Below are 9,319 nucleotides of genomic sequence, written 5' to 3'. Positions count from 1 at the left end.
AGCCGACACCGGAAGCCGGCGCGGGGACGCGGGCGGGGCGGGGGTCAGCCCTCGACGCCGTGGAGCACCATCGACACCGCGGCCCGCGTGATCCGCTCCGGGTCCTCGGCGGCGCCCAGTTCGATGCGGCGGACCGCCGCGTCCACGACGCCCTGCAGCAGGGTGGCCGTCAGCCGCGGCTCGTCGTGGCCGAGGGCCGCGAGGGCGTCGACCACCATGGTGATCAGTCCGCCATGGGCGGCACGGATCTTCTCCCGGGCGCCCGCGTCGAGCTCACCGGCGGAGATGGCGACGACGGCCCGGTGGCGCCGGTCGCCGGCCAGCGCGAGCTGGCGCCGCACATAGGCCTCGATCTTCGCCTGCGGGGTGTCGACCCGCTCCATGGCGCTCTCCACCTCCGCCGCCCAGACGGGGAAGTCGACGGCGCACAGTTCCTCGACGACGGCCGCGCGGGAGCGGAAGTACTCGTAGACGGAGGAGCGCGCCAGCCCCGTGCGCTCCGCCAGGGCGGGGAAGGTCAGCGCCTCCGTGCCGCCCTCGGACAGCAGGGATCGTGCTGCCTCCAGCAGGGCGTCGCGCTGCATCGTCCGGTGCTCGGCCACGGAGGCCGCTCGAATCCTGGGCACGTGTCCCACTGTAGGGAGGGCGGTATCGATTCAGCGACCGACATCGGCGAGCTTGGCGCGAAGCTGTAGCACGGACTTGGTGTGGATCTGGCTGACCCTGCTCTCGGTGACTCCGAGGACCTGTCCGATCTCGGCGAGGGTGAGGCCTTCGTAGTAGTAGAGGGTCACCACGGTCTTCTCGCGTTCGGGCAGGGTGTTGACGGCGCGGGCCAGCAGCCGCCGCAGTTCTCGGTCCTCGGCGATCTCGACGGGGTTGTCGGCCGCCGTGTCCTCCAGGGTGTCCATGAGGCTCAGCCGGTCGCCGCCCTCGCCGCCGGCGTGGAGCACCTCCTCCAGGGCGACCACGTTGGCCAGCGGCAGCTGGCTGAAGATGCCGTGGAGTTCCTCCAGGGGGATGCCCATCTCGTCCGCCACCTCGGCCTCGGACGGCGTGCGCCGCAGTGCCGCCTCCAGTGCGGTGTGGGCGCGCTCGAACGCGCGCGCCTTCTGCCGTACGGAACGGGGGATCCAGTCCAGCGCCCGCAGTTCGTCGATCATGGCTCCGCGGATGCGGGTGATGGCGTAGGTCTCGAACTTGATCGAGCGGCCCGGGTCGAACTTCTCGATGGCGTCGATCAGCCCGAACACTCCGGAGGAGACGAAGTCGGCCTGCTCCACGTTGGCGGGCAGGCCGACGCTGACGCGTCCGGCCACGTACTTGACCAGGGGCGAGTAGTGGAGGATCAGCTGTTCCCGCAGCCGCTCGTCACCCGTGCACTTGTACGACCGCCACAGTTCGTCGAGCGATCTGGGCGGGGCAGGGCGTGCAGCGTCGTCGGCTGCAGTCGGTTCTGCCGCGGCCGTGCGGTCGGGCCCGGGGGTGTGGTGGGGCATGCGTCGTCTTGAGCCGTTCTGCCGTGATCTGTGCGCTGACGCCGGTGGGACGTACGGGGAGGTCGGGGAACCTTGGGAGCGTAGCGTGACCGAGGCGTCGCCCAGCGCGAGGAGCGGTCGATCGGGCATACGCAGATACGTTCCGCTGCCCGCACGCCGGGGTTACCCGGGCGGCCGGAGCGGTGCGCCGGGGCTGTGCGGAACCAACCGTCCAGTGGTCATGAGGCTCACCCTTTCACTCGATCGCCCCCGGTCAAGGACCGCCTCGTCACCTGTTGGGGTGTTGGTTGACGGGCCGGGCCAGCTGCCAGTGGTCGCCGTGGCGCTCGAGGAAGCCGAGCGACCGCAGCTCCTGGAGGCGGACGAGCGCGCGGTCCTCCGCGAGAGCGGCGGCACGCGCCACCGCCCCGGCGGTGAGCGCGCCCCGGGCGGGCAGTGCCTCCAGAACGCGTGCGGCCTCCGGCGTCAGCAGATCGCGCGGCACCATCGGTCCGCGCCGCTCCGGAGCCAGCTCGCCGATCGCGCCGACCAGTTCGATGATCTCGGCCGCGTCGGTGACGACGATGCCCTCCCCGCGCAGGAGCTGGTGGACGCCCGCCGACAGCCCGCTGGTCACCGGCCCGGGCGCCCCCATGGTGAGCCTGCCGAGCGCGAGGGCCCGCCGGGCGGTGACCAGTGAGCCGCTGCGCAGTTCGGCCTCGACCACGACGGTGCCGCGGGTGAGGGCCGCGATCACGCGGTTGCGCAGGACGAAGCGGCTGCGGGTGGGGTGGCCGCCGGGCGGCAGTTCGGCGACCAGCAGGCCCTGTTCGCCGATGCGCCGGATCAGCGCGCTGTTGCCCGGCGGGTAGGCCATGTCGACTCCGCAGGCCAGGACCCCGACGGTGGCCCCTTCCACCGCCAGGGCGCCGTTGTGGGCGGCGCCGTCCACTCCGTACGCGGCGCCGGAGACCACCGTCCAGCCGCGGGCGGCCAGGCTGGAGCCGAGTGTCGCGGCCATGTGGGCGCCGTAGTCCGTGCACGCCCGGGCGCCGACGACGGCGACCGAGCGCACCGCCCACAGCCGCAGCGAGGCCGTGCCGCGTACCCACAGGCCGACGGGGCGTCCGTCGCCCAGGTCGTCCAGCTGGCTCGGCCACTCGGCGTCGCCGGGGCAGACGAAGCGCCCGCCCAGCTCGCCGATCGCGGTGAGGTCGGCTTCGGGGTCCAGTCCGTGTGTGCGCTGCCGCAGCCCGGCCCAGCGGGTCCGGGAGGCGCCGGGCAGCGGGGCGTCGGACCCGAGCGCCTTGAGGGTGTCCACGGCCCCGTACCGGTCCAGCCACCGGTTCATCGCCTCGTCCCCCGGCTCCCCGATCCTGGTGAGCGCCGCCCGGGCCACGCGCTCGTCGTGGCCGGTCACACCGGGCCTCCGGCGAGCGCCGTGCCGCGCCGTACGCCGGTGCGCAGTTCCAGTGCGCCGTCCACGTCGTCGGCGGTGGGCCGGTCGTGTCCGGCGAGGTCGGCCAGGGTCCAGGCGACTCTGAGGACGCGGTCCAGGCCGCGTGCGGTGAGCAGGCCGCGTTCCATGTCCTCCTCGGCCCGGCCGAGCGCTCCCGGTTCCGCCGGCCACCGGGTCCGCAGTTCATGGCCGGGGACCTCGCTGTTGGTCTGCCAGGGCGTCGCGGCGTAGCGGGCGGCGGCGCGCTCGCGCGCGCTGCGTACGCGTGCGGCCACGGTCGCGGTGGACTCGGACCGGGCTGCGGGGGCTGTCAGTTCGGAGCGGGTGACGGGCTCGACGGTGACCCGCAGGTCGACGCGGTCCAGCAGGGGCCCGGAGAGCCGTGCGCGGTAGCGCCTGACCGAGGAGGGTCTGCACTCGCAGCCGCCGCCCCGGGTGCCGTGCCGGCCGCAGGGGCAGGGGTTGGCGGCGAGGGCGAGCAGGAAGCGGGCGGGCATGCGCATCATGCCCTGGGCCCGGGCCACGACGACCTGCCCGGACTCCAGCGGCTGGCGCAGCGCGTCGAGCACCCGTGCGCTGCATTCGGCGGCTTCGTCCAGGAAGAGCACGCCGTGGTGGGCCAGGGAGACCGCTCCCGGCCGGGGCAGGCCGCTGCCGCCGCCCACCAGGGAGGCGGTGGTGGCCGAGTGGTGCGGGGCGCAGTACGGGGGCCGCTCGACCAGCGGTTGGCCGGGCGGCAGTGCCCCCGCCACGGAGTGCACGGCGGTGACCTCCAGGGCCTCCTGCGGGGTGAGCGGCGGCAGCAGTCCGGGGAGCCGTTCGGCGAGCATGGTCTTGCCCGCGCCGGGCGGTCCTTTGAGGAAGATGTGGTGGCGTCCCGCCGCCGCCACCTCCAGGGCTCTGCGGGCCGCGGTCTGCCCGGCGACCTCGGCGAGGTCGACGGTGCGGTCTCCGCCCAGTCCCGCGATGCCCGCGCCCGCGCCGGGCACGGTGAGTCCGGCGAGCATGGCGGCGGCCGTGCCGTCCTCGGCCGGGCTCTGCTCGTCGGGGACGGGCGCGTCGGTGAGGACGGCGACGAGCTGGCGCAGGGAGCGGACGCCGAGGACGGAGACGCCCGGGACCAGGGCGGCCTCGGAGGCGGTCTGCTCGGCGACGACGACCTGGCGGTATCCGGCGTCCGCGGCGGCCAGGACGGCGGGGAGGACGCCGCGGACGGGCCGGACGCGGCCGTCGAGGCCCAGTTCGCCGATCATGACCAGTCCGGTGAGTTCGCGGGGGTCGATCCGTTCGTCGGCTCCGAGGACCGCGCAGGCCACGGCGAGGTCGAAGCCGCTGCCGCTCTTGGGCACCGAGGCGGGGCTGAGCCCGACGGTGAGTTTCTTCTGGGGCCAGTCGATGCCGGAGTTGACGACGGCGGCCCTGACCCGGTCGCGGCTCTCCACCAGGCTCTTGTCGGGCAGGCCGACCAGGGTGAAGGTGGCCAGGCCCGGTTCGAGGTCGGCCTGGACCTCGACGACCACGCCCTCGACGCCGACGAGGGCGACCGAGCAGGTCCGTGCGAACCCCATGTCAGGCCACCCCCCTCACGTGCTGCACCAGGGGGGCGCCGCGCTCGGGCAGGACGACGCCGACGAGGTCGATGCGTACGCCGCCGGTCGGCGGCCGGCCGTAGCGGACGAGCCAGCGTTCGCTGAGCCAGCGGGAGGCGAGTCTGCGCAGCCGCTCGGCCTTGCGCGGCGTCACGGCCGACATCGGGTGTTCGTACGGGCCGGCCCTGCGGGTCTTGACCTCGCAGACGACGAGCGCGTCGGCGTCCCGGGCGACGATGTCGATCTCTCCGCCCCGGCAGCGCCAGTTGCGTTCGAGGACGGCCATGCCCATCTCGCGCAGCCGCCGGGCGGCCAGGTCCTCGCCGTAGCGTCCGAGTGCGTTCCTGCCGTTCATCGGTACCACCTCCGGGACCGACTGTGGCGGCTGGGGAGGCGGACGGATGATCATGGTCGGTTCCGGTGGACTACCGGCCGGTTGTGGATATCTCGCTCACCCGTACGAGGTAAACGCAAAAGCGGGCCTTGACGCGGGAGCCCGCGCCAAGGCCCGCCCCCGGGATCTCACCTCTTGAAGCCGGAGTCCTCGGGCAGGTCGAGGTCGCTCTTGTTGAGTTCCTCGATGTTCACGTCCTTGAAGGTGAGCACCCTCACCTGCTTGACGAAGCGGGCCGGGCGGTACATGTCCCACACCCAGGCGTCGGCCATCGAGACCTCGAAGAAGACTTCGCCCTGGACCGAGTGCACCTGCATCTCGTAGTCGTTGGTGAGGTAGAAACGACGTTCGGTCTCGATCACGTACCTGAACAAACCGACGACGTCCCGGTACTCCCGGTAGAGCTTCAGCTCCATCTCGGTCTCGTACTTCTCGAGGTCCTCGGCGCTCATGGCGTGTTCCCCTTCAGCCGTGCGTCCCCCCATTGTGCGTCAGCCCCGCGCGCTTCCCGCGGACCGAGCCGATCGCCCCGTACGCGGCGCCGCCGAAGATCAGCGCGGCACCGGCCGTGATCGCCAGCAGGGTCGCGGCCAGCGGCCCCGGCCGGGAGACGCCGCCGGGCAGGTCCGCGAAGCCGGCGGGGCGCTCGATCATGCCCGCGTTGCCCGGGGGCCAGACGGTGGCGTCGATCCGGCCGGTCACCGCCTCCCTGGGCACGGAGCCGTTGTTGGCGTCCTCCAGGTGCGTGCGCGAGTCCAGTGACTCGTCGCGGTGGTCGCCGAGCAGGAAGAGCTGCCCCTCGGGCACGGTCGCCTCGAAAACGGTGAAGGAGGCCCGCTCCCGCTGCAGCAGGTACGGCTCGTCGACGGGCTCGCCGTTGATGGTCAGCTTCCCCTGCTCGTCGCAGCACTTCACGGTGTCCCCGCCGACGCCGACGACGCGTTTGGCCACCGGCATGTTGCCCCACAGCGGATCCAGGAAGACGACGACGTCGCCGCGCCGGACCTCGTCGCCGTCGACGCGCTCGGCCAGCACCCGGTCCCCGGCCCTGACGGTGGGCGCCATGGAGTCGGTGGGCACGGTGTAGGGCTGGTAGAGGACGGCGGCCCAGACGAAGCCGCCCAGGAAGAGGACGCAGCCGACGGCCACGGCCACCGACGACAGCGTCTGGCCCAGACGGCCACGGCCTCCTCCGGTACGTTCGGCTCTGCTCACTCGTGCGCTCCCGGAAGGTCTGGGTCCACCGACGGTCTGCGCCGCACCCTACCCCCGGGTACGCCCGCGGGTCAGCCCGCGGCCCGCTCGCCCGCCCCGCTCGCGGCCCCGGCCTCGCCCGCGGTTCCGGCCGCCGCGCCGGTCGCCCCCTGCGCCGCCCGCGCCCTCAGGCGCCGCCGCCACATCACCAGCGGCACCGCGCCCGCCAGGCCCAGCGCCGCGGGAGCCGCGGCCAGTCCCTGCTCGGCGAAGGTGTCGGGCACCGGGAGGGTGCCCCAGCGGTCGATCGGCCACGCCTTGACGACGGCCCGTCCCACGACCTCGTCCACGGGGACCGTCCCGTGGCCGGGGAGCTGCTGGTGGAAACGGGAGTCCAGGGAGTTGTTCCGGTTGTCGCCCATCACCCAGATCCGGTCCTCGGGGACCTTGACCGGGCCGAAGCCCTCGCTGCCGCACGGGGTCGTCCCGGGACGGATGTAGGACTCCTCCTCCAGGGCCTTGCCGTTGACCGTGACGGGACCGTTCTTCTCGCACGCGACGGTGTCGCCGCCGACCGCGATGACCCGCTTGATCAGGTCCTGCTCCTCGGCGGAGGGCATCAGGCCGATGAAGCTCATGAAGTCCTGGAACACGTTGGTGTCCTGCCGCGCCGACTCGTCGAGCCAGCCGCCCGGGTCGTGGAAGACGACGACCTCGCCGCGCTCGGGTTCGGCCCCGAACCAGGGGGTGAGCTTGTCCACCAGCACCCGGTCGCCCCGCTGCAGGGTGTCCTGCATCGAGTCGGAGGGGATGGAGAACGCCTGGAGGAGGAACGTCTTGATCAGCAGTGCCAGCAACAGCGCGATGCCGATCAGGATGGGGAGTTCCTTCAGGAAGGAGCGCTGTTTCTTCTCCGTCACTCTCTCTCCGCCGTCCGGATCGGTGCCGTCCGGATCCGTGCCCTCCGGACCCGCGGCCGGTTCCTCACCGCGCTCCACGGGCTCCTCGCCGGTCCGCCGCTCCGGTCCGTCCGCGTCGGAGCGCGCCCCGACCGCCACGTCCCCCACATCCACTCCTCACACTGACACTGTTCGTACCGCGCTGCAGCCCGCGCCCCAGCCGGTGCAGACCCACGCCTGCCACTCCCATAACGAGCGGGAGTTCCGCAGGGGTCGGTAGGTGCACCATGTCATTGTCGGCGCTCGCGGCCTCGGAGGCGGGCTCGCCGCGCGGGTCCGGTACCGACGCGTAGGTCTCGGGCTCCTCCAGTCGTCGCCAGTGGGAGTAGGGCCAGGCGATCACCACGGCCTTGCCCACCACCAGGCTCTCCGGGATGGTCCCCTTCCCCGGGTCCTGGAGGTGGTAACGGGAGTCGGCGGAGTTGGAGCGGTGGTCGCCCATCACGAAGATGCGGTTCTCGGGCACCCTCACCTCGAAGCGCATCTGCGAGGGGGCGTTGCCGGGGTGGAGGTAGGGCTCGTTCAGCGGTGTGCCGTTGACGGTCACCCGGCCGTCCTCGTCGCAGCACCTGACGGTGTCGCCGCCGGTGCCGATGACCCGTTTGATCAGGTCCTGCTCCTCGGCGGAGGGCAGCAGGCCGATGAACGTCAGGAACTGCCTGCCCTGCTTGATGCCGACGGGGTCGTTCCGCTCCGGCGCCTCCTCGGGGGGCAGCCAGCCCCCGGGGTCCTTGAACACCACCACGTCGCCGCGTTCGGGGCGCGAGCCGAACCAGGGCGTGAGCTTGTCCACCAGCACCCGGTCGTCGATCCTGATCGTCTGCTCCATCGAGCCCGAGGGGATGACGAACGCCTGGACCAAGAACGTCTTGAGCACCAGCGCGATCAGCAGCGCCACGCCCACCAGGATGGGTATCTCCTTGGTCACCGACAGGCGGCGCCGGCGCTTGATCCGCTTGGCCGCGCGCCGGCGGTCGGCCCGTCCCTCGCCGGGGCCGCGCAGTGTGGTGCGGGGCTGTACCGGTGTGCCGCCGGGGGCGGTGCCCGCGCGGTGCCCGCGCGGCCGTCCGCGCCTACCCATGCGGGCCCCGCAGCGAGGTCCAGCGGTCGGCCGGCCAGACGATCCAGTCGGCGCGGCCGATCACCCTCCCCACCGGTACGGTGCCGCCGCCGGGGGCGCCGAGGTGGTCGCGGGAGTCGCTCGAGCGGGAGCGGTGGTCCCCCATCACCCACAGCCGCCCCTCGGGGACCCGGATGTCGAACGGGACGGCCGAGGGCCGGTCGCCGGGGTGCAGGTAGCTCTCGTCCACCGGTTCGCCGTTCACCTCGATCCTCCCCCGCTCGTCACAGCACACGACCCTGTCCCCGCCGACCCCGACGACCCGTTTGACGTAGTCGGTTCCCTCCGACGGTTCCCGGTCGAACGAACCGGTGCCGTCGAACACCACAACGTCCCCGTGTCCGGGAAGGTTGCCGAAACGGTACGCCAGCTTGTTCACCAGGACGCGGTCGCCCGCTTTGAGGGTGTTCCCCATCGAGTCGCTCGGGATGCGGAACGGCTCCACCACGAAGGTGTGGACCAGCAGGAGCAGCACGGCCGCCGCGGCCGCCACCGCGCCCAGACGCGCGGAACGCGACCGGCCTCCCCGGCCCCGTGAGGGGCCCGGGAAGCGGTCGCGTTCCGTGGGTCGCGTGTGCTGTTCGTCGGTGTCCATCGAGCCGAGAGCCTAACCCGGCGGCGCGGCGGGCACCGGCCGGGACAGCGGCGCGACGGCCGTACCGCGCGGCCGGCGTCCGGCCGCGGACGCCGCACACGGGTCCGCCGCGTGTCCGGCCGCGGATCAGCGCTCGCGCTTCTCCTTGATCTTCGCGGCCTTGCCGCGCAGCTCGCGCAGGTAGTACAGCTTGGCGCGGCGCACGTCACCGCGGGTGACGACCTCGATCTTCTCGACGACCGGGGTGTGCACCGGGAAGGTGCGCTCCACGCCGACGCTGAAGCTGACCTTGCGGACGGTGAAGGTCTCGCGGACGCCCGAGCCCTGGCGGCGGATGACGACGCCCTTGAACTGCTGCACGCGGGAGCGGTTGCCCTCGATGACGCGCACGTGGACGTTGACGGTGTCGCCGGGGCGGAAGCTGGGGATGTCGCTGCGCAGCGAGGCGGAGTCGACGCTGTCGAGAAGGTGCATGACCGTCTGCTTTCCTCGCCGATGCCACAGGTCATCGGCGGAACTGTTCGTTGGGGT

General features: G+C 72.8%; 11 protein-coding genes. All 11 read right to left on the bottom strand.

All coding sequences use genetic code 11. From position 1 onward, the window contains the following. Positions 1-44: 44 nt before the first annotated feature. Entirely contained in the window at positions 45-602 is a 558-nt protein-coding gene (locus QC029_RS16080) for a TetR/AcrR family transcriptional regulator (RefSeq protein ID WP_279556346.1), read from the bottom strand. Between the two features lie 54 nt (positions 603-656). After that, on the bottom strand, positions 657-1,499 hold the full coding sequence (whiG, locus tag QC029_RS16075) for an RNA polymerase sigma factor WhiG (RefSeq protein ID WP_279556342.1): 843 nt from the start codon (positions 1,497-1,499) through the stop codon (positions 657-659). A 268-nt stretch (positions 1,500-1,767) separates the two neighbouring features. Beyond that, a complete protein-coding gene (gene dprA / locus QC029_RS16070) occupies positions 1,768-2,898 on the bottom strand; it encodes a DNA-processing protein DprA (protein WP_279556341.1) in 1,131 nt (376 codons plus the stop codon). After that, entirely contained in the window at positions 2,895-4,505 is a 1,611-nt protein-coding gene (locus tag QC029_RS16065; protein WP_279556340.1) for a YifB family Mg chelatase-like AAA ATPase, read from the bottom strand. The genes dprA and QC029_RS16065 overlap by 4 nt, the downstream gene beginning before the upstream one ends. 1 nt (position 4,506) lies before the next feature. Then, a complete protein-coding gene (locus QC029_RS16060) occupies positions 4,507-4,881 on the bottom strand; it encodes a YraN family protein (RefSeq protein ID WP_279556339.1) in 375 nt (124 codons plus the stop codon). A 167-nt stretch (positions 4,882-5,048) separates the two neighbouring features. After that, entirely contained in the window at positions 5,049-5,372 is a 324-nt protein-coding gene (locus QC029_RS16055) for a DUF2469 domain-containing protein (RefSeq protein ID WP_237876658.1), read from the bottom strand. Between the two features lie 13 nt (positions 5,373-5,385). Then, positions 5,386-6,135, bottom strand: coding sequence for a signal peptidase I (gene lepB, locus QC029_RS16050; RefSeq protein ID WP_279556338.1), 750 nt, complete (start codon positions 6,133-6,135; stop codon positions 5,386-5,388). A 71-nt stretch (positions 6,136-6,206) separates the two neighbouring features. Beyond that, positions 6,207-7,172 (bottom strand): signal peptidase I, encoded by a 966-nt coding sequence (lepB, locus tag QC029_RS16045; protein ID WP_279556345.1) that lies wholly within the window; start codon positions 7,170-7,172, stop codon positions 6,207-6,209. Beyond that, entirely contained in the window at positions 7,099-8,154 is a 1,056-nt protein-coding gene (lepB, locus tag QC029_RS16040) for a signal peptidase I (RefSeq protein ID WP_279556337.1), read from the bottom strand. Before lepB (QC029_RS16040) ends, lepB (QC029_RS16045) begins: the two co-directional genes overlap by 74 nt. After that, on the bottom strand, positions 8,147-8,788 hold the full coding sequence (gene lepB, locus QC029_RS16035; RefSeq protein WP_279556336.1) for a signal peptidase I: 642 nt from the start codon (positions 8,786-8,788) through the stop codon (positions 8,147-8,149). Before lepB (QC029_RS16035) ends, lepB (QC029_RS16040) begins: the two co-directional genes overlap by 8 nt. 126 nt (positions 8,789-8,914) lie before the next feature. Beyond that, on the bottom strand, positions 8,915-9,262 hold the full coding sequence (gene rplS, locus QC029_RS16030) for a 50S ribosomal protein L19 (protein WP_093662139.1): 348 nt from the start codon (positions 9,260-9,262) through the stop codon (positions 8,915-8,917). Positions 9,263-9,319: the final 57 nt, after the last annotated feature.

Source organism: Streptomyces sp. DH37, assembly GCF_029813835.1.
Taxonomy (GTDB): Bacteria; Actinomycetota; Actinomycetes; order Streptomycetales; family Streptomycetaceae; genus Streptomyces.
Note: the sequence above shows the minus strand (reverse complement) of the source record. Positions and strands in the feature narration are given on the sequence as shown.

Coding starts and splice junctions, on each gene's coding strand:
- QC029_RS16055 (WP_237876658.1), bottom strand. CDS start 5,372: ATGAGCGCCGAGGACCTCGAGAAGTACGAGACCGAGATGGAGCTGAAG.
- lepB (WP_279556337.1), bottom strand. CDS start 8,154: ATGGGTAGGCGCGGACGGCCGCGCGGGCACCGCGCGGGCACCGCCCCC.
- QC029_RS16060 (WP_279556339.1), bottom strand. CDS start 4,881: ATGAACGGCAGGAACGCACTCGGACGCTACGGCGAGGACCTGGCCGCC.
- QC029_RS16065 (WP_279556340.1), bottom strand. CDS start 4,505: ATGGGGTTCGCACGGACCTGCTCGGTCGCCCTCGTCGGCGTCGAGGGC.
- rplS (WP_093662139.1), bottom strand. CDS start 9,262: ATGCACCTTCTCGACAGCGTCGACTCCGCCTCGCTGCGCAGCGACATC.
- whiG (WP_279556342.1), bottom strand. CDS start 1,499: ATGCCCCACCACACCCCCGGGCCCGACCGCACGGCCGCGGCAGAACCG.
- lepB (WP_279556336.1), bottom strand. CDS start 8,788: ATGGACACCGACGAACAGCACACGCGACCCACGGAACGCGACCGCTTC.